This is a genomic window from Luteibacter sp. KNZ12-1A, assembly GCF_056755675.1.
Window position 1 is genome coordinate 1 of record NZ_JBPGXU010000014.1, and the last position, 18,916, is coordinate 18,916.

Sequence of the window (18,916 nt, forward strand, 5' to 3'; positions counted from 1 at the left end):
GGCGTGGACACCGCGTCGGCGCCTCCGGGGCAGGCGCCCGGCGATAGCGCAGCGGGCGAGTCCACCGCCAAGACACAGGCTGAAGAAGGAAAGGCGGCCAGCGAACGGACTGCCACGAAGGGAGACAACGCGCCCGCACAAGCTTTCGTTCCCGGCCAGACCACGGCCGGCGAATCCGGCTCGAACACGCCGGGTGCCACCGCTGACAGCGGCAAGCCCGGTGCCGCGCAGGGCATGGACGAGGGGACGCGGCTCACCGGCGCCAACGGCACGTCCCAGCGCGACGATGGTGTCGTCGGCGGACAAGGTGACAAGACCGGCCAGGTCGGTGCGTACGTGGAACTCAAGCCACGTGGAAAGCTCGAGCCCCAGTCCGGCGCCCGCGTGCACATCGATTACAAGGCGACGCGCTTCGAGGGGGCGTGGACGCCCAAGGGCGAATCCTCGGTCGACACGGCGATTCGGCAGGGCGTCGAGGCGGCGACGGTGCGCCCGACGATCTCGTTGCCGCGCGGCATCCGGATCAATTGCGTCGCCGGTCCTGGCAACGCGGGCGGCACGATGAAGGCACTGTCGTTGTTTACCCTGGGCTGCGGTGGCGACCCGCCGCCGAAACCGGCCAATCCCGACGAACTGGTGAAGAACCAGACCATGGCGCCGGCGAAGCCGCTGGCCGAGAACCTGCCCCCCGCCAATAGCGCCACCGTGGCCGCGGCTCCGGTGGCATTGGACAACACCGCGCTCTGCACCACCGCGCGTATCACGGGGGGACCGTTGCCGCCGGGGTGCGAGCCTTCCATCAAGATCAACGTGCCCGCCCCGTCACCCAGCTCCGGTTCGTGGGTCCCCGCCGCCGATCAGTTCAAGTAGGCAGGTTCCGGATTTCCGTGCCCGCGACCATGTCGTGGATCGCGCGCCGACGGCGATCGAAGAAGGTGGGAAGCAGCAGGATGGCCCAGCCCGCGAGCGGCGCCAGAAGGGCCGCCTTCAGCGGGACCAGCGGGTAGATCGTCAGCAGCGCCAATGGCAAGGCGGCCACCACGAGGCGCACCAGACCGCGCTTTCCGTTCACGGGTTGGCCTTGGTTGTCCGTCACGCGAATCCGCCACGGGCGCATGCCGAGCGTCTGCCCGCCACGCATCCACGATGCGAGGAAGTAGGCGCCGACGACGAGGCCCTGCAAGGGCTGGTACCACCATGCCAGCAGGTGGCCCGTGTCATCGACGAGGTGCCCACCCGTCGCGAACTGGGCCAGGAGGCCAACCACCATCACGATGGCCACGACGGCGAGCGCGTCGTAGACGATGGCGGTGAAACGGCGCCATGCGGGCGCTATCGATGCATCGGTCATGGTGTCCCCGGGCTGTCAGGCGCCCATTGTCGCAACAAAGGGCAAATTCGGAAGGGTTCACGCGAGCTTAACGCCGCGGAGTCGTAACGTTCACATCGGACAGGGGAGTCCACCAGCGCTTCTACCGCGATAGGGAGTATTGCCATGAGCCTCAAGCTTCAGTCGTCGTTTTCCGAACTCGACGCCCACCTTCGCCACTTCGATGGCGATGGACAGGTCAGTCCCACCGAATTCCAGTGGCTACGCGATGGAGCCGACCGGCACCTGGCGGGTATCGTCACTGTCGATGCGGGCGTCTTCCAGGGCCAGGCCGATGGCTTGGTCGAGGCGATGCAGAAACTCGCCCTGGCGGCACGCAAGTCGAAGTTGACGGACGCCGATCGCGCGCTGCTGAAAGAAGCCGTCGAGCACCAGCTCGGCTATGTGATCGCGGGATACCAGTCCAGTCTCCAGAGGCTTTAGCCCGGCGAGCCGGCCGTGAGACCATGCGGGTATCTCTTGCCGATGTGCCCGCATGTCCCTCGTCGATAGCCCCGCTTCCGCCGAACTCGCCGCCGATGACGCGCGCCTGATCGAGCGCTTCATCGAACGCGTGTGGGCGGAAGACGGTCTGGCCGATCGCACGTTGGACGCCTATCGGCGCGACCTTCGACAACTGGCGCGATGGCTCGGTACGCGGGGTCGCTCACTGGCGAGCGCGGGGCGCGAGGACCTGTCCGCGTACCACGGCAGCCAACCGGTTTCCGTGCGCAGCATGGCCCGGCGCCAGTCGGCGTTCCGCCGTTTCTACGCACAGCTCGCACGCGACGAAGGCAAGCGCGAGGATCCGACGCTGCTGATGCAACGTCCGCGGATGCCGCGCAGCCTGCCCAAGGCCCTCGCGGAGCGTGAGATCGAGGCGCTGATCGTCGCTCCCGACCTCGCCACGCCCCTTGGCTTGCGTGACCGCGCGATGCTCGAATTGATGTACTCCTCGGGCTTGCGCGTATCGGAACTGGTGGACTTGCCGTTGTCGGGCCTGAACCCGCGCCAGGGTGTGCTTCGCGTCACCGGCAAGGGTGGCAAGGACCGTCTCGTCCCCGTGGGCGAAGAGGCGCTGGCCCACGTGGAAACCTATCTGCGCGAGGCCCGGCCGGTGCTGGCGAAGGGCCACGGGCAACCGGCGGCGTTGTTCCTTTCCCGGCGGGGCGACGCGATGAGCCGGCAGATGTTCTGGACGCTGGTGAAGCGTTACGCCATGCAGGTGGGCATACCGGCGAAGCGGGTCTCGCCGCACGTGCTGCGCCATTCGTTCGCCACGCATCTGCTGAACCACGGCGCCGACCTGCGTGCCTTGCAGATGCTGCTGGGTCACAGCGCGCTCAGCACCACGCAGATATACACCCTGGTGGCGAAGGAAGGTCTGAAGCGGCTTCACGCCCAACACCACCCGCGCGGCTGAGCCGTGCCACAATCGGGGAACCGAATGCGCGGAACGTGTTCCAAGGCGTTCCCGCGTTTCCCCCGGTCACCGATGGAGTCGTAACCGATGTTGAAGAAAATCCTGCCGGCGCTCCTGGCCGGCGCATTCGCCATGACGGCTTGCGCGGCCGATGACGAAAAGGCCGCCCGCGACGCGGTCGAAGCCCTCGGCCCGGGTATCAAGGTCGACAGCATCGCCCCGGCGCCGATGCCAGGCTTCTACCAGGTGATCGCCTCTGGCCGCATGGTCTACGTGACCGCCGACGGCCGCTACATGATCAACGGCAACCTCGTCGACCTGAAGGCCAAGACCGATCTCAGCGCGGCCAGCTGGGCGGCCCTGCGCAAGGCCGAACTGGCCAAGCTGCCGGCTTCGCAGCGGCTGGTGTACGCGCCGGCGAACCCGAAGCACACGGTCACGGTGTTCACTGACGTGGATTGCGGTTTCTGCCGCCAGCTTCACGCCCATATCGATGAATTCAACAAGCAGGGCATCGCTGTCGAGTACGTGTTCTGGCCGCGGGAAGGCGTCAAGACCACCGCCGGCAACGACACGCCCTCGTATACCAAGGCGGTGTCGGTGTGGTGCAGCGCCGATCGCAAGAACGCCTTCAACGAGGCGATGAAGGGCGCCACGCCGAAGGCGGCCAGCTGCGCCAATCCGGTGAAGGACGAGTTCGAACTCGGCGAGCGCCTGGGTGTGAACGGCACCCCCACCATCGTCACCGAGAACGGCGACGTGGTCGGCGGCTACGTCACCCCGTCCCAGTTGCTGCAGGCGCTCAGCGCCCCGCCGGGCAGCGCCGGGCGCCGCGGGGGCTGACCCCGGTGCCCCGGCCCCGGGGCACCCCCAATGTTGCCGCGCAACATCATGTAGAATAGGCGTTTTCCTGCTGCGCCTATTCCCCCCGCATGATCGCACTCGACGGGCAGAGCGCCCTCTCGCCTTTTCGCCTCGAACGACTGAACGCCCACCTGGATGCCCTGCATCACGGGACGCGGGTGCAGGCCGCCTGGTTCACGTACTTCGTCGATGCCGACGTGCCGCCGGAAGGCGAGGCGCGCTCGCGCCTGCTCGCGGTCCTGGAGGCGAAGAACACCACGCCCGACGACGCCACCTTCTGGGTGGTGCCGCGGCTGGGCACGATTTCGCCCTGGTCCAGCAAGGCCACCGACATCCTCCACGGCGCGGGGTTCGACGTGCGCCGCGTGGAGCGCGGCACCGCCTGGCGGGTCAGCGGCATGCCCGAGGCCGGCACGCCGGCCTATGCCGCCGTGATGGCCGCGTTCTGCGATCCGATGGTGCAATCGCCGCTGGACCGGCTGAGCCAGGCCTCGGGCCTGTTCCTCGCCGGCGAGCCGGGCCCGCTCGGTCGCGTGGAACTGGGCGGCGACGCCCGTGCCGCGCTGTCCGCCGCCAACAAGGAGCTGGGCCTGGCGCTCGCGGACGACGAGATCGACTACCTCGCGGAACGCTACGCCGAGATGGGCCGCGCGCCCACCGACGCCGAGTTGATGATGTTCGCCCAGGCGAATTCGGAGCACTGCCGGCACAAGGTGTTCAACGCCACCTGGACGCTGGACGGCGCGACGCAGGAATCGTCGCTGTTCGGCATGATCAAGAACACGCACCAGAAGTCCCCGGCGCATACGTTGTCCGCGTACCACGACAACGCCGCCGTGATCGAAGGCTACGAGGGCCATCGCCTGTTCGTCAGCCCGGAGGACGGCGTGTTCCGTACCGTGGCCGAGGCCGCCCCGTACGCCATCAAGGTCGAGACGCATAACCATCCCACGGCCATCGCGCCGTGGCCGGGCGCCGCCACCGGTGCCGGCGGCGAGATCCGCGACGAGGGCGCGACCGGCCGCGGCGGCAAGCCGAAGGCCGGCCTCACCGGCTTCTCGGTGTCGCACCTGCGTATTCCAGGGCTGCCGCGTCCATGGGAAAAGGAACGTCCGCTGCCGCCGCGCATGGCCTCGGCGTTCGAGATCATGCGTGACGGCCCGCTCGGCGCCGCCGCGTTCAACAACGAATTCGGCCGGCCCGCCCTCGGCGGTTATTTCCGTACCTTCGAGCAGGAAACCGGCGAGAAGGGCGTGCGCCGCGGATACGACAAGCCGATCATGATCGCCGGCGGCCTCGCCGCGATCCGTCCCGACCACGTGCAGAAGCGCAAGGTCCGTCCGGGCGACAAGGTGATCGTGCTCGGCGGTCCGGCCATGCTCATCGGCCTCGGTGGCGGCGCCGCATCGTCGGTGGCGTCCGGAACCTCCAGCGCCGAACTCGATTTCGCTTCCGTGCAGCGCGACAACGCCGAGATGGAGCGCCGTTGCCAGCAGGTGATCGACGCCTGCTGGGCGCGCGGCGAGCGCAACCCCATCGTGAGCATCCATGACGTGGGCGCGGGTGGCGTGTCCAACGCCATCCCGGAAATCCTCAATGATGCCGGCGTCGGCGGTGTCATCGACCTGTCGAAGCTGCCTTGCGACGATCCCACGCTGTCGCCGATGCAGGTGTGGAGCAACGAGTCGCAGGAACGTTACGTGCTCGCCATCGGCGCCGAGGACATCGAACTGTTCGAGGCCTTCTGCGCCCGCGAACGCTGCCCGTTCGCCGTCGTCGGCGAAGCGACGGAAGAACCGCGCCTCATCGTGCGCGACACGCGCCGCGACATCGACGTGATCGACCTGCGCATGGATGTCCTGTTCGGCAAGCCGCCGCGCATGCACCGCGACGCGGTACGCGTGAAGCCGCGCGTCGACCTCGTCGCCGACCTGACCGGCATCGGCATGGACGAGGCGCTGATGCGCGTCCTGCGGCTGCCGGCCGTGGGCAGCAAGAGTTTCCTGATCACCATCGGCGACCGCACCGTGGGTGGCCTGAACGCACGCGACCCGATGGTCGGCCCGTGGCAGGTGCCGGTCGCCGACGTCGCGGTGACCATGACCGACTTCGAAGGCTATACCGGCGAAGCCATGGCCATGGCCGAGCGCGCGCCCGTGGCGTTGCTCTCCAGTGCCGATGCCGCGCGCATGGCCGTGGGCGAGGCGATCACCAACCTCGCCGCCGCCTCGATCAAGCTCGACGAGGTGCGGCTGTCCGCGAACTGGATGGCCGCCGTGAACCATCCGGGCGAGGATGCCGCCTTGTTCGACGCCGTGAAGGCCGTCGGCATGGAATTGTGTCCGTCGCTCGACATCGCCATTCCGGTGGGCAAGGATTCCCTCTCCATGCAGACCGTGTGGACGGATGAGAATGGCAAGGCACAGAAAACCGTCTCGCCCGTCTCGCTGGTGATCACCGGCTTCGCCCGCGTCGACGACGTGCGGCGCACGCTCACGCCGCAGCTGAAGCTCGATCGCGGCGACACCGACCTCTGGTTGATCGACCTCGGCGCGGGCCGCGACCGCCTCGGTGGTTCGGCCCTCACCCAGGTGTTCAATCGCGGCGGCGGCGTACCGCCCGACCTGGACGATCCCAAGCGTCTGCGCGCGATGTTCGAGCTGATACAGGAAGCCAACCAGGCCGGCCTGCTGCTGGCTTACCACGACCGCTCGGATGGTGGTGCCATCGTGACGTTGCTCGAAATGGCCTTCGCCGGCCATTGCGGCCTCGAACTGCGACTCGACGGCTGGGCCGACGCCACGTTGCGCGCCCTGTTCAACGAGGAGCTCGGTGCCGTGGTGCAGGTCGCCGTCGCCAACCGCGAGGCCTTCGAACAGTTGCTGGTCAAGCACAACCTCGCCGGCATGACCCACAACGTGGGCCGGCCCAAGGACAAGCTCGGCATCAAGCTGCACCTCAACGGCGAGCCGGCGTTCAAGTGGAACTGGACCGAGCTCTTCCGTGCCTGGAACGAAACCAGCCACGCCATGCAGCGCCTGCGCGACAACCCGCACAGTGCGGACCAGGAAAGCGAGTGGCGGCTCGACGATGCCGATCCGGGCATCACGCCGAAGCTGACGTTCGATCCCGCCGACGACATCGCCGCGCCGTACATCGTGACCGGCGTGCGCCCGCGCGTGGCGATCCTGCGCGAGCAGGGCGTCAATGGCCAGGTGGAAATGGCGGCGGCGTTCAGTCGCGCCGGTTTCGACGCCGTGGACGTCCATATGACCGACCTCGCCAATGGCCGTCACCATCTCAAGGACTTCGTCGGCCTCGCCGCCTGCGGCGGATTCTCCTACGGCGATGTGCTGGGCGCTGGCCGTGGCTGGGCCACCTCGATCCTCTACAACGATGCGTTGCGCGAACAGTTCGCCCGCTTCTTCGAAGACGGCTCCCGGTTCGCCCTCGGCGTCTGCAACGGCTGCCAGATGATGTCCGGCCTCAAGGACATCATCCCCGACGCGAAGCACTGGCCGCAGTTCCTGCGCAACCAGTCGGAGCAGTACGAGGCGCGCGTCGCCACGCTGGAGATCCTCGACTCGGGCAGCATCTTCTTCCGTGGCATGGCCGGGTCGCGCCTTCCCGTCGCGGTGGCGCACGGCGAAGGCCGTGTGCACTTCCCCAATGTGTGCAGCCCGTCCAAGAGCCATGCCGCCGCGCGCTTCGTCGACAACCGCGGCAAGCCGACCGAAAGCTATCCGCTCAATCCGAATGGCTCGCCGGGCGGCCTGGCCGCGTTCACCGCCGGCGACGGCCGCATCACCATCATGATGCCGCACCCCGAGCGCGTATTCCGCAGCGCCCAGCTCAGCTGGCATCCGGAGCAGTGGGGCGAGGATTCACCGTGGATGCGGATGTTCCGCAATGCCCGGGTATGGGTGGGCTGAGGACGGGGATCGACCGGTGAACAGTCCCCGCCTCACCAGCATCGTCATCGTCCTGGCCGATAGCGGCCCGTTCACGCGCGAGTGCGTCGAGCACGCGCTCGCCAGCGACGTGCCGGTCGAGGTCATCGTCGTCGACAACGGCTCCACCGACGGCGTGCCTGAATCACTCGATCGTGCCTACGCCGGCGACGATCGCGTGCGGGTGATCTACAACCGGACCAACCTCGGTTTCGGGCCGGCCGTGAATCGCGGTGTCGCGCAGGCACGTGGCGACCACCTGCTCGTGCTCAACCCGGATTGCCTCGTCGAGCCGGATACGATCGCCCGCATGGCGGCGCATGTCGACGTCCACACGGGCATCGTCGGCGCGGTCGTATGCGATAGCGAAGGCCGGCCCGATCCGGCCTCGCGGCGGCGCGATCCCCTGCTGCGCCGGTCGCTCGCCACGAAGCTGGGCCGCGGAGGCGACACGGGCATCGATATCGCGGGGCCGATCCCGGACGGGGCCGAAGAGGTCGAGATCGTTTCGGGAGCGATCATCCTCATCCCGCGCGAGGTCTTCGAGCGTCTCCATGGATTCGACGAGGCCTTCTTCCTGCACTGCGAGGACATGGACCTCTGTCGCCGCGCCCGCGATGCCGGTTACAAGGTGCTGCTCGCCGGCGACGTTCGCGTGTTGCACGGCAAGGGCGGTTCCAGCCGGCACCGGCCCGTCTTCGTCAGCCGGCACAAGCATCGCAGCATGTACCTGTGGTTCCGCCGCCACGACCCCGCCGCGCGCAACCCACTGGTGCGCGCCGTCGTATGGCTGGGCATTCGTGCCCATTTCCTCCTGAAGATTCCCGGCCAGCTCCTGCGGAAGCGCCGATGAGTGGGACGGCGCGTGGCGGTGGTCTCGCCACCCTCGGCCTGCTTGCGGTCACGGCGATCTGGGGTTCCACCTTCGTCCTGATCAAGGACGTGGTCGGCCGGATGTCCGTGGTCGATTTCCTCGCGGTGCGATTCGTCATCGCCGCGGTGACGATGTTGCTGCTTTTCGCGGTGCCACTGAGACGGCTCGACCGCAAACAGCGCCTGCGTGGCTTCGGCCTCGGCCTGCTCTATGGCGTCGCGCAATGGTTGCAGACCGAAGGACTGGCACGCACCTCGCCCAGCGTGAGTGGCTTCGTCACCGGCATGTACGTGGTGATCACGCCGATCCTCGCCTTGCTGCTGTTCCGCCAGCGCATGCCATGGAGCACCTGGCTCGCCGTGGCGCTTGCGACCGTGGGCCTGGGAGTGCTGGCGTTGAACGGCTTCGAGGTGGATACGGGCGTATTGCTCACGCTGGCCTCGGCGGCGCTGTACGCCTTGCACATCGTCGGGCTGGGCCACTGGTCGAAGCCGGGCGATGCGTTCGGCATGTCCGCGATCCAGATGGCCGGTATCGCCACCGTCTGCCTGGCGATCACCTTGCCGCATGGCGGACCGGCCATGCCACCGGACGCCAAGGCGTGGATCGCCGTGCTCTACATGGCCCTGGTCGCCGGCGCGCTGGCGATGCTCGTGCAGACCTGGGCCCAGGCACACATGCCGGCGACGAGGGCCGCGATCGTGATGACGACCGAGCCGGTGTTCGCTGCCGGCTTCGCGGTGCTGTTGGGGGTCGACGCGCTCACCGTGCGCATGCTCGGCGGTGGTGGGCTCGTGCTGGCGGCGATGTACATGGTGGAGCTCGCGCCGCGCTTCCGCCGGAAGAAGCCGGCGGAAGCGTTGCATCACGAAGTGTGAGCAGGCTGCGGGGTCACTTCGTGGCCTTGTCCACCGAGAACTTGTAGATCATCAGGTTCCGGTAGGTCTGGCCCGGCTCCAGCCGCGCCGAGCCGAACTCCGGGCGGTTCGGTGTGTCGGGGTAGAGCTGGGGCTCCAGCGCGAACGCATCGCCCTGGCGATAGACGCCGCCGGACTTGCCCGAGGTGGTCGCGTCGAGGAAGTTGCCCGAGTAGAACTGCAGGCCCGGTTGCGCCGACCACAGGGAAAGCACGCGTCCACTCTTCGGATCGCTGACCCGCGCCACTTCGCGCGGTTGCGCGGCCTCTTTGCGCGAAACCACCCAGTTGTGGTCGTACCCGCGGCCGAACACCAGCTGTTGTTCCTTCGCGTCGCGGATGTCGCGGCCGATCGGCTTGGCCTTGCGGAAATCGAAGTCGCTGCCGGCCACGTTGCGTATTTCGCCCGTGGGAATGGCGGTTGCGTCGGTCGGCAGGTAGGCGTCGGCGGCGATCATCAGCTTCTGGTCCATCACACTCCCCGAACCTTCACCGGCGAGGTTCCAGTAGGCATGGTTGGTGACGTTGACGATGGTCGGCGCGTCGGTCGTCGCCGTGTACTCGATGGTGAGTTCGTTCTTGTCGTCGATCGAGTACGTCGCGGTGGTGGTGAGCTTGCCGGGATAGCCCTGGTCGCCGTCGGGGCTGACATAGGTGAGGGTGACGCTGGGTCGGGCGCCGGACTCCACCTTGTCGACGGTCCAGACGACCTTGTCGAAGCCGAGCTTGCCGCCATGCAGCGAGTTCGGGCCATCGTTGACCGGCACCGTGTACTGCTTGCCATCCAGGGTGAAGCGCCCCTTGGCGATGCGATTGGCATAGCGGCCCACGGTATCGCCGAAGTACTGCGGCTTGGCGAAGGTTCCCTTGATGTCCGGGTAACCGAGCACGATGTCGCCGGGCTTGCCGTTGCGGTCGGGCACTTCCAGGGCGTAGAGCGCGGCGCCCAGCGAGAGGATCTTCGCCGTCATGCCGTGGCCGTTGGTGAGTGTGACCAGCGTCACGTCCGTGCCGTCCGGCGTGCTGCCGAACGATGCCTTCGTTGCTTCGCCGGCCGTCGCGGCGGTGGTGGTGGCCAGCAGGATCGCGGTGGCCAGGCTCGTTACGAACTTCATCGCAAGTCCACTCCCTTCGGTAAAGTCAGGCGACCAAACCACATTTGTCCGACAAATGACAAGCTGCGCCGCGTCATCGCCTCGCCGGTGGGTGCGGCTACGATGTGCGCCGGGTAGCACATCGGGAAGGGCCCATGGCATTGAAGGCGGCAAGCGCGCGGAACCTGCACGCGCAGGTGATCGAGGATATCGGCAGCTCGATCGTGGGCGGCGTGCTGCGACCGGGGGACGCCTTGCCCGGCGAGTCGCAACTGGCCGGGCAGATGGAGGTCAGCCGTACGGTGCTACGGGAGGCACTGAAGGTGCTGGGGTCCAAGGGGCTGATCGAGACGCGCCAGAAGACCGGCATGCGCGTGCGCGACCCGCGTCATTGGAACCACCTCGATGCCGACGTCCTCGCCTGGCGTTGCGCGGCCATGCCGACCGATGACTTCGTCGAGAAACTGGTGGAAATGCGCGGGATCATCGAGCCAGCGGCGGCGATGGCGGCGGCGCGACGGCGCGACCCGGCGCAACTGGAGACGATCGCCGAGGCCCTCGAAGCCATGGACGGGGCGGAAGACCTGGATGCCTGGGCCGAGGCCGACCTGCGCTTCCACGAGGCGGTGCTCGCGGCGACGAACAACGAGTTGTTGAGCTCGCTGTTCGCCGTGATCGAAACCGCCCTGGCCACGTTCTTCGTGATGTCCGCGCGTAACGCGAAGAACTTCAAATACTCGCTGCCGCAGCACCGGGCGGTGTACGAAGCCATCCGCCGCCGCCGTCCGAACGAAGCCGCGGCGGCCATGCACTCGATGATCGCGGATTCGCGGGCGAACATGCGCAAGCGTCGCCGCGGGTAGCGGGGACCTCAGCAGCAGCGGCCGCCCGTGCCGCGGTACCTCGCTTCCTGCCGCTCCCGGAAGAACTCGCCGTAGCTGGGCACGGCGCGCTCCGGGTGGTGCTCGCGCAGGTGTTTCACGTACACGTCGTAGTCGGGCACGCCGCAGCAGAGGCGGGCGGTCTGGACCGCCCACTTCCACAGCGAGCGAGGTGCCGTTCGTGCATCGGGGTTCATGGCGTCGTCCTCAGGGAGCCACGCTGGACAGCGCGACGTAGGGTTCCTCGTGCGCGGTCGGGTGGTTGGCGCGCCAGGCGCGGGCGATGGCGCGGAGCGAGAAGAACAGCATGGTCAGGACCAGAAGCATGAACAGGGCGGTGAGTGCCATGTCCACGCGGTTGTTGGTGACGATCCGCTGCATTTCGTCCATCGACTTGGCCGGCGCGAGCAGCTTGCCGCTGGCCATCGCATCGGCGTACTTCTGCGCCGCCGCGGTGAAGCTGATCTTGGCGTCGAAGATCTTCTGCCAACCGGCGGTCAACGTGCAGGTCACCAGCCACGCGGCGGGCACGGCGGGTATCAGCACGAAACGCTCGCGCTTGAGTTTCACGGTGACCACGGTGGCGAGCATCAGTGCGATCGCCGCGAGCATCTGGTTGGCGATGCCGAACAAGGGCCATAGCGTGTTGATGCCGCCCAGCGGATCGACCGCGCCCTGGTACAGGAAGTATCCCCAGAGGCCGACGCAGATCACCGTGGCGACGACGTTGCCGAGCCAGGATTCGGTCCGCTTGAGCGGTGCCCAGGCCATGCCGGCCAGTTCCTGGATCATGAAGCGACCCACGCGTGTGCCGGCATCGACCGTCGTGAGGATGAACAGGGCCTCGAACAGGATGGCGTAGTGGTACCACAGGGCCATCATGCCCTCGCCGGGCATGATTCCGTGGAGCAGCTGCGCCATGCCCACCGCGAGCGTCGGTGCGCCGCCCGCGCGCCCGAGGATGGTGCTCTCACCGATGTTCTTCGCCGTCTCGGTCAATTCGGCCGGCGTGACCAGGAAACCCCAGGTGCTGATCGTCTGCGCGGCCTGCTCGGCCGTGGTGCCGACCAGGGCGCCGGGGGAGTTCATGGCGAAGTACACGCCCGGATGCAGCGAGGCCGCCGCGATGAGCGCCATGATGGCGACGAAGGCCTCCATCAGCATGCCGCCATAGCCGACGATGCGTGCCTCGCCCTCGTTGGCCAGCAGCTTCGGCGTGGTGCCGGAGGCGATGATGGAATGCCAGCCCGACACCGCGCCGCAGGCGATGGTGATGAACAGGAACGGGAAGAGATTGCCCGAGAAGACCGGGCCCGTGCCGTCGATGAACTTCGTGACGGCCGGCATCTGCAGTGTCGGCGCCGCGAGGAAGATGGCCAGGGCGAGCAGCACGATCGTGCCGATCTTGAGGAAGGTGGACAGGTAGTCGCGTGGCGCGAGCAGCAGCCATACCGGCAGTACCGAGGCGAAGAAGCCGTAGCCGATCAACAGCCACGCCAAGCCTTTCGCGTCGAAATCGAACAGGGCGGACAGGGCCGGCGTGTCGGCGACGGTCTTGCCGTACCAGATCGACGCCAGCAGCAGGACCAGGCCGATGATGGAAACCTCCAGGATGCGGCCCGGCCTGATGTAGCGCAGGTACAGGCCCATCAGAAGCGCGATGGGGATCGTCGCGGCGACGGTGAAGGTACCCCAGGGGCTGTGCGTCAGCGCCTTGACCACGACCAGCGCCAGCACGGCCAGCACGATCATCATCAGCACGAGTACGCCGACCATGGCGATGACGCCCGGGACTTCGCCCAGTTCTTCGCGCAGCATGTGGCCCAGCGAGCGGCCGTCGCGTCGCAGCGAGAGGCCGAGGATCATGAAATCCTGCACGGCGCCGGCGAAGACGACGCCGACCAGGATCCACAGCGTGCCGGGCAGGTAGCCCATCTGCGCGGCGAGCACGGGGCCGACCAGGGGACCCGCGCCGGCGATGGCGGCGAAATGGTGCCCGAATACCACCCACTTGTCGGTCGGCACGTAGTCGAGGCCGTCATTACGCAGGACGGCGGGCGTGGCGCGCGTGGGGTCGAGCTGGAGCAGCCGGGTGGCGATCAGCCGGCTATAGAACCGGTAGCCGATGAGAAAGACGGCCACCGACGCGGTGACCAGCCATATGGCGTTGATGGGCTCGCCGCGCCGCAGGGCGACGACACCGAGGCACCAGGCGCCGACGATGGCGATGGCGGTCCACAGGATCTTGCCCGCGGGACTGGGTTTGGGAATGGCGCTTTGCATGTCGTGCTCCCCTTGCGGATGCGACAAGGGTCGTCCTGCATGCCTTGGGGGTCAATCTCCGCAAGGCATTTGGCGTATTAGCCATTGGTCGAATGGTCAAGGAGGCCCGGTGCGTGCCGCGCCGGACCAAAAGGCTTGAGCCGGGCGCGTTCCGGCGCCATGCTGCGGGTATCCCCACTCCCCAGGGAAAAACCCATGATTCGCGAGATCCTCAAGATGGGTGACGAGCGCCTGTTGCGTATCGCGCCGCCCGTTCCTTCCGGGATGATCGGCTCGGCCGAACTCGAGGCCCTCATCCAGGACATGTTCGACACCATGTACGACGCGGGTGGCGTAGGCCTGGCCGCGCCCCAGGTCGGGGTCGACCTGCAACTGGTGATCTTCGGGTTCGACAGCAGCGAGCGCTACCCCGATGCGCCACCGGTGCCGCAGACCATCCTGCTCAATCCGGTGATCACGCCTCTCTCCCAGGATATGGAGGAGGCCTGGGAGGGTTGCCTGTCCGTGCCGGGACTGCGTGGTGCCGTGAACCGCTACTCGTTGATCCGCTACCAGGGCATCGACCCGAAGGGCTCGCCCATCGACCGTACCGCCGAGGGGTTCCACGCCCGCGTGGTGCAGCATGAATGCGATCACCTTATCGGTCGCCTGTATCCCTCGCGCATCACGGATTTTACGAAGTTCGGCTTCACCGATGTGCTGTTTCCCGGCATGGACATCGGGGACGACTGAGAATTTCCGGAGTTACTCGGCGTCCGCCAGTGCTTCGATGATGACCAGCAGGGCCTTGCGGCGCTCCTTCGGCAGGCGGCTGACGAGCCCCACCAGTCGCAGTTGCTCGCGAGAATCCGCGCGGTAAAGGGCGGGACTTTCGCGCACGCCGGTGGCGCCGTTTGGCGAACCGCGGCCGGTGGCCAGCCATTCGAAATTGACGCCGAACCGCGTCGCCATGTCGATCTGGCGCTCCAGTTCGGGCAAGCCCAGGTCGCTGAGCCATTTGCGAGCCGTTTCCCGGCTGACGTCGAAAAGGTCGGCAAGCTGGGTGATGCGGCCGCGGCCTTTCTTCACGCCGGCCATGTCCAGCGCGACATGCAGGCGTTGGGAAAAACCTCGGTTGATAGGTGGCATGACAACTCCGGTGGAACGCTGTGGCGCTTCTAGCCCGGTATTGTTCGATAGCGCGGAGCGGCAGCGTAAGCCTTTTGCAGTTGCTAAATCGTACAATTTGCGACTGCTTTTGGTTTTGCTACTTAAATACGGAACAAGTTGACCGATTTTCTCATTTCATCGGCCGCTCGATGTGCTAGGTCGGCAAAGTCGGGACCGGCACTAGCGTAGAGGATGGCGCGCGAGGAGGAAATCATCAGGCCCGTTCCATCGGCTGTCCTGCCGTTGGTCATCACCGCTTCGATGTCGCCCCCCTGTGCCCCGATGCCCGGCACCAGCAGGGGCATGTCGCCCACCACCCGGCGGACCCGGCCAAGCTCTTCCGGCCAGGTTGCCCCGGTGACCAGCGCGCAGTTGCCGTTTCCGTTCCAGTCGCGGGCGATGGTCTCGGCCACGCGGATGTAGAGCGGCTCGCCGCCACAGTCGAGTGCCTGGAAATCCTTGCCGCCCGGATTGGATGTGCGGCAAAGCAGGATCACGCCCTTGTCGGCGCGTTCCAGGAACGGGGCGATGGAGTCGTGGCCGAGATAAGGGTTCAGTGTGACCGCGTCGGCATCGTAGCGGTCGAAGGCCTCCGCCGCGTAGTGCTTCGCCGTCGAACCGATATCGCCACGCTTGGCGTCGAGGATCACCGGGATGCCCGGATACGTGTCGTGGATGTAGGCGATCAGCCGTTCCAGGACGCCTTCCGCGCGTTGCGCGGCGAAGTGGGCGATCTGCGGCTTATAGGCGCAGACCAGGCCGGCGGTGGCGTCGACGATGTCGCGGCAGAAGGTGAAGATGCCTTCGTTACCCGAGAGCCCGGCGGGCAGGCGGCCCGGCTCGGGGTCGAGGCCGACACAGACCAGGGAATCGTTGCGACGCCAGGCGTCCTTCAGGGCGTTGGAGAAGTTCATGGGCGGCACCGCTTTTGGGTTGGACCGGGTCGAACTGGATCGCGGCCGAGGCCGCTTCCCACCCGTAGGTGGCGGCTTTGCCTACCTTCGGGTGGAACTCAGCCCCGGGTGAGAAGCAGCTTCCGGTAAGAAGCCGCTCCCAGGTTCCAAGTGAGAAGTCGCTCCCGGGTGGGAAGCCGCTCCCGGGTGGGAAGCGGCCTTGGCCGCGATCGGCCTCGTATCAGACCAGCTTCTTGTACTTCACGCGCTTGGGACCGGCATCGTCGCCCATGCGGCGCTTCTTGTCGGCTTCGTACTCGTTGTAATTGCCCGGGAAGAACTCGACGTGCGAATCGCCTTCGAACGAGATGATGTGCGTGGCGATGCGGTCGAGGAACCAACGGTCATGCGAGATGACCACCGCGCAGCCCGGGAATTCGAGCAGGGCGTCTTCCAGCGCGCGCAGCGTCTCGACGTCGAGATCGTTGGAGGGTTCGTCCAGCAGCAGCACGTTGCCACCCTGGAGCAGGGTCTTGGCCATGTGCAGGCGGCCACGCTCACCGCCAGACAACTGGCCGACGATCTTCTGCTGGTCGGTGCCCTTGAAGTTGAAGCGGCCGATATAGGCGCGCGACTGGATCTCGAAGTTGCCGATGGTGAGGATGTCCGAGCCGCCAGAAACCTCCTGCCACACGTTGTTCTTCGGATCGAGAGCATCGCGCGACTGGTCGACGTAGGCGAGCTTGACCGTGTGGCCCAGCTTCACCTCGCCGCTGTCCGGCGTTTCCTTGCCCATGATCATCTTCATCATGGTCGACTTGCCGGCGCCGTTCGGGCCGATCACGCCGACGATGGCGCCCGGTGGGATCTTGAACGAGAGGTCCTCGATCAGTACGCGGTCGCCGAACGACTTCGTGACGTTCTTGAACTCGATCACTTCCTGGCCCAGGCGCTCGCCAGGCGGAATGAAGATCTCGTTGGTCTCGTTGCGGCGCTGGTACTCGACCGAGTTCAGTTCCTCGAAGCGGTTGAGACGGGCCTTGCCCTTCGATTGGCGACCCTTCGCCGCCGAGCGCACCCACTCCAGTTCCTTCTTGATCGCCTTCTGGCGCGATTTTTCCTGGTTGGCTTCCTGCGCGAGACGCTGGTCTTTCTGCTCCAGCCACTCGGTGTAGTTGCCCTTCCAGGGAATGCCGCGACCGCGATCGAGTTCGAGGATCCATTCCGCGGCGTTGTCGAGGAAGTAGCGGTCATGGGTGACGGCCACCACGGTGCCCGGGTAGTCGTGCAGGAAGGTTTCCAGCCAGTCGACCGATTCCGCATCCAGATGGTTGGTCGGCTCGTCGAGCAGGAGCATGTCCGGCTTGGACAGCAGCAGGCGGCACAGCGCCACGCGGCGCTTTTCGCCGCCGGACAGGGGACCGATCTTCGCGTCCCACGGCGGCAGTCGCAGCGCATCGGCCGCGACTTCGAGCTGGCGCTCGAGGGCATGGGCGTCGTTGGCGGCCAGGATGCCCTCCAGGGCCTCCTGCTCCTTGGCCAGCTTGTCGAAATCGGCGCCTTCCTCGGCGTAGGCCGCGTAGACCTCCTCGAGGCGCTTCTGGGCGTCGAGGACTTCCGAGACGCCTTCCTCGACCGCTTCGCGAACGGTCTTGTTCGGATCGAGATCCGGTTCCTGGGCGAGGTAGCCGATCTTGGTGCCCGGATTGGCGCGTGCCTCACCCTGGAAATCGGTGTCGACGCCGGCCATGATCCGCAGGACCGTGGACTTGCCCGCGCCGTTGATGCCCAGCAGGCCGATCTTGGCGCCCGGGAAGAACGACAGCGAGATGTCCTTGATGATCTGGCGCTTCGGGGGGACGATCTTGCTCACCCCGTTCATGGTGTAGATGTATTGCATGGACGCTCCGTAAGGCACAGCCGCGCCCCCGGCTGGATGCCGGGTGGGCAAACCCCAATTGTACCGCGTCCGGCCGGCCCATGCCCCGTTCCGCCCGGCCTTCGTCCGGGTCGCGAAAACGGGTGGGGGAGGGGTTTCCCCTCCCCCTGGCCCCGTTACAACGCGCCGTGGGCGATGTAGTCGCGGATTCGTGCCCGGTTCTTGTCCGAGTACACGTAGCAGTGCGAGCGGAACGGTGAGTGGTTTCCATACATGTTCGTCTCGCACCACCAGCCGCCATAACGAATTTCCGCGTCTTCGTGCAGCGCCCCGAGCGTGTGGCCAAGTTCGTGCGCGATGATGGTGTAGCCCCCGGCCTTCGATGCGATGGCCTCACTCTTGTTCCGGAGCGCGACGCCCGAAAGGCCGGGCGATATCTCGTTCTTGGTGAACAGCAGGTACTTGTCCTTGTGGGTACGCCGGTAGCCCTGTTTCTCCACCAGTTCGGCCACTACGCTCGTCCAGCGCGTGATGGAGGCGTTGCCCCCATATTTCATGTCGGTCACCCCCGGTATCCGGCCGACGACGTCGACCTTGATAGCCTGGTCGGGCACGATCTTCTCCCTGAGTTCCGCGAGCCACCAGGACAGGTAGTCGCGGTACAGGTCGTGCCCGTCGACGATGCCGGTATCGTCGTGCACGAAGATATTGATCGTGAGCGGAGCGTCTTTCGCCGCCCGCTCCGGAAACACGACATGTACCGTACCCGTGCCGCTCGACCCTTGGGCGATGGGGTCCGGTTGGCCGGAGTATTCGATGGGGTCCGCTCCCGCGCGGATCACATGCTCGGTCTCGTCCGTTCCAAGGGTGAAGCCCCGTGTGTCGAGATTGTCGTCACGCAGCATCGTCACGTCCACGTGGTCGGCGCGGCGGGAGACGACCGCCCGGGCACCGTCGATGCGCGCGTCGAACATGTCGATGGTGTCGCCGTTGGGCATCCGGATGTCCACGGCCATCCGCGAAAGCAACGTCAGTGACCCGGCCTCGCTTTCCTCGATATCGTGTTCGTTGTCCCGGGGAAGGAGGATCGTCTGCGGCAACCCCGCGGCAAGGGCCCGGTCGAACCGCGCGACGACGGAGATCTCGTCGTCCGGCCCGTCCGTGGCGATCGACGGCGACATGGCGCAACTCGCGCCGAGAACCGCGACGGTAGTACGCAGCATGGTCATCGGATGTTTCATGTGGCTTTCCCTGGCTTGATTGGTGATCCTCATTTTGTCCGTCCGATGATGCGTCCCAAACCAGCGCGATGAGGCGCTGGCGTGTATCCGGGACGGTGTA

General features: G+C 66.6%; 16 protein-coding genes and 1 pseudogene. 9 read left to right on the forward strand and 8 right to left on the reverse strand.

Annotated features, from left to right (window positions below; genetic code table 11):
- Window positions 1–870, forward strand: a pseudogene (locus ACR9ZJ_RS05155) (hypothetical protein); the annotation flags it as partial.
- Here ACR9ZJ_RS05155 and ACR9ZJ_RS05160 read toward each other — a convergent pair.
- Window positions 863–1,351 carry an RDD family protein gene (locus ACR9ZJ_RS05160; protein ID WP_481279469.1) on the reverse strand — a complete coding sequence of 163 codons (489 nt, stop codon included), beginning with the start codon at window positions 1,349–1,351 and terminating at the stop codon, window positions 863–865. The pseudogene ACR9ZJ_RS05155 and the gene ACR9ZJ_RS05160 sit on opposite strands and share 8 nt — an antisense overlap.
- 144 nt (window positions 1,352–1,495) lie before the next feature.
- Here ACR9ZJ_RS05160 and ACR9ZJ_RS05165 point away from each other — a divergent pair, with 144 nt between their 5' ends.
- The 6 genes from ACR9ZJ_RS05165 (at window position 1,496) to ACR9ZJ_RS05190 (ending at window position 9,358) form a co-directional block, all read left to right on the forward strand.
- Window positions 1,496–1,813, forward strand: coding sequence for a hypothetical protein (locus tag ACR9ZJ_RS05165; RefSeq protein ID WP_481279470.1), 318 nt, complete (start codon window positions 1,496–1,498; stop codon window positions 1,811–1,813).
- A gap of 52 nt (window positions 1,814–1,865) precedes the next feature.
- Entirely contained in the window at window positions 1,866–2,792 is a 927-nt protein-coding gene (xerD, locus tag ACR9ZJ_RS05170) for a site-specific tyrosine recombinase XerD (protein WP_481287079.1), read from the forward strand.
- Between the two features lie 87 nt (window positions 2,793–2,879).
- Entirely contained in the window at window positions 2,880–3,635 is a 756-nt protein-coding gene (locus ACR9ZJ_RS05175; protein WP_481279472.1) for a DsbC family protein, read from the forward strand.
- An 89-nt stretch (window positions 3,636–3,724) separates the two neighbouring features.
- Entirely contained in the window at window positions 3,725–7,588 is a 3,864-nt protein-coding gene (gene purL, locus ACR9ZJ_RS05180) for a phosphoribosylformylglycinamidine synthase (protein ID WP_481287080.1), read from the forward strand.
- A gap of 16 nt (window positions 7,589–7,604) precedes the next feature.
- Window positions 7,605–8,459, forward strand: a complete 855-nt coding sequence (locus tag ACR9ZJ_RS05185) for a glycosyltransferase family 2 protein (protein WP_481287081.1) — start codon at window positions 7,605–7,607, stop codon at window positions 8,457–8,459.
- Complete coding sequence (locus ACR9ZJ_RS05190; protein WP_481279475.1) at window positions 8,456–9,358, forward strand: DMT family transporter; 903 nt, start codon at window positions 8,456–8,458, stop codon at window positions 9,356–9,358. Before ACR9ZJ_RS05185 ends, ACR9ZJ_RS05190 begins: the two co-directional genes overlap by 4 nt.
- 13 nt (window positions 9,359–9,371) lie before the next feature.
- On the opposite strand, the gene ACR9ZJ_RS05195 is transcribed toward ACR9ZJ_RS05190, so the two are convergent.
- On the reverse strand, window positions 9,372–10,511 hold the full coding sequence (locus ACR9ZJ_RS05195; protein WP_481279476.1) for an aldose epimerase family protein: 1,140 nt from the start codon (window positions 10,509–10,511) through the stop codon (window positions 9,372–9,374).
- Between the two features lie 134 nt (window positions 10,512–10,645).
- Here ACR9ZJ_RS05195 and ACR9ZJ_RS05200 point away from each other — a divergent pair, with 134 nt between their 5' ends.
- Window positions 10,646–11,353: a FadR/GntR family transcriptional regulator gene (locus ACR9ZJ_RS05200; protein ID WP_481279477.1), complete on the forward strand. Its 708-nt coding sequence runs from the start codon at window positions 10,646–10,648 to the stop codon at window positions 11,351–11,353.
- Window positions 11,354–11,361: 8 nt separating this feature from the next.
- Here the strand turns inward: ACR9ZJ_RS05200 and ACR9ZJ_RS05205 are convergent, their stop codons facing one another.
- Window positions 11,362–11,568 (reverse strand): YbdD/YjiX family protein, encoded by a 207-nt coding sequence (locus ACR9ZJ_RS05205; RefSeq protein WP_481279478.1) that lies wholly within the window; start codon window positions 11,566–11,568, stop codon window positions 11,362–11,364.
- A 10-nt stretch (window positions 11,569–11,578) separates the two neighbouring features.
- Window positions 11,579–13,654 (reverse strand): carbon starvation CstA family protein, encoded by a 2,076-nt coding sequence (locus ACR9ZJ_RS05210; protein ID WP_481279479.1) that lies wholly within the window; start codon window positions 13,652–13,654, stop codon window positions 11,579–11,581.
- Between the two features lie 195 nt (window positions 13,655–13,849).
- Between ACR9ZJ_RS05210 and def the strand changes: the two genes are divergently transcribed.
- A complete protein-coding gene (gene def / locus ACR9ZJ_RS05215) occupies window positions 13,850–14,386 on the forward strand; it encodes a peptide deformylase (RefSeq protein ID WP_481279480.1) in 537 nt (178 codons plus the stop codon).
- 12 nt (window positions 14,387–14,398) lie between these two features.
- Here the strand turns inward: def and ACR9ZJ_RS05220 are convergent, their stop codons facing one another.
- From ACR9ZJ_RS05220 to ACR9ZJ_RS05235, 4 genes are all read right to left on the reverse strand, one after another.
- Window positions 14,399–14,782: a hypothetical protein gene (locus ACR9ZJ_RS05220; protein WP_029213475.1), complete on the reverse strand. Its 384-nt coding sequence runs from the start codon at window positions 14,780–14,782 to the stop codon at window positions 14,399–14,401.
- A 122-nt stretch (window positions 14,783–14,904) separates the two neighbouring features.
- Entirely contained in the window at window positions 14,905–15,717 is an 813-nt protein-coding gene (gene pyrF, locus ACR9ZJ_RS05225) for an orotidine-5'-phosphate decarboxylase (protein ID WP_481287082.1), read from the reverse strand.
- Window positions 15,718–15,937: 220 nt separating this feature from the next.
- The gene (ettA, locus tag ACR9ZJ_RS05230; RefSeq protein ID WP_306849679.1) at window positions 15,938–17,596 is read right to left on the reverse strand and encodes an energy-dependent translational throttle protein EttA; all 1,659 of its coding nucleotides are present in this window, start codon (window positions 17,594–17,596) and stop codon (window positions 15,938–15,940) included.
- A gap of 155 nt (window positions 17,597–17,751) precedes the next feature.
- Window positions 17,752–18,816, reverse strand: a complete 1,065-nt coding sequence (locus ACR9ZJ_RS05235; protein WP_481287083.1) for a hypothetical protein — start codon at window positions 18,814–18,816, stop codon at window positions 17,752–17,754.
- Between the last annotated feature and the right edge of the window lie 100 nt (window positions 18,817–18,916).